General features: G+C 52.5%; 1 rRNA gene. It reads left to right on the top strand.

Annotation, left to right across the window (positions count from 1 at the left end):
- Positions 1-628: ribosomal RNA gene (locus tag ACLJPD_RS33145) — 23S ribosomal RNA — on the top strand; the annotation flags it as partial.

Here is a 628-nt window from a genome sequence, read left to right as displayed (position 1 = left end):
CATATAGCTTGAGACGTGATGCGTACCCGTTGAGGGGAATTCAGTGATCCTATGCTGCCGAGAAAAGCCTCTAGCGAGCTGGTACATGGCCCGTACCCCAAACCGACACAGGTGGTCAGGTAGAGAATACTAAGGCGATCGAGAGAACTGTGGTTAAGGAACTCGGCAAAATGCCCCCGTAACTTCGGGAGAAGGGGGACCACATCTGGTGACGTTCTTTACGGACTGAGCTGGGTGGGGTCGCAGAGACCAGAGAGAAGCGACTGTTTACTAAAAACACAGGTCCGTGCGAAGTCGTAAGACGATGTATACGGACTGACGCCTGCCCGGTGCCGGAAGGTTAAGAGGACCGGTTAGCCAGTAATGGCGAAGCTGAGAATTTAAGCCCCGGTAAACGGCGGTGGTAACTATAACCATCCTAAGGTAGCGAAATTCCTTGTCGGGTAAGTTCCGACCTGCACGAATGGCGTAACGACTTCTCTGCTGTCTCAACCACAGACTCGGCGAAATTGCATTACGAGTAAAGATGCTCGTTACGCGCGGCAGGACGAAAAGACCCCGGGACCTTCACTATAGCTTGGTATTGGTGTTCGGTACGGTTTGTGTAGGATAGGTGGGAGACTGTGAA

It is taken from the genome of Nocardia sp. A7, assembly GCF_046549215.1.
GTDB lineage: Bacteria > Actinomycetota > Actinomycetes > Mycobacteriales > Mycobacteriaceae > Nocardia.
This window is presented reverse-complemented; position numbering and strand designations above follow the sequence as displayed.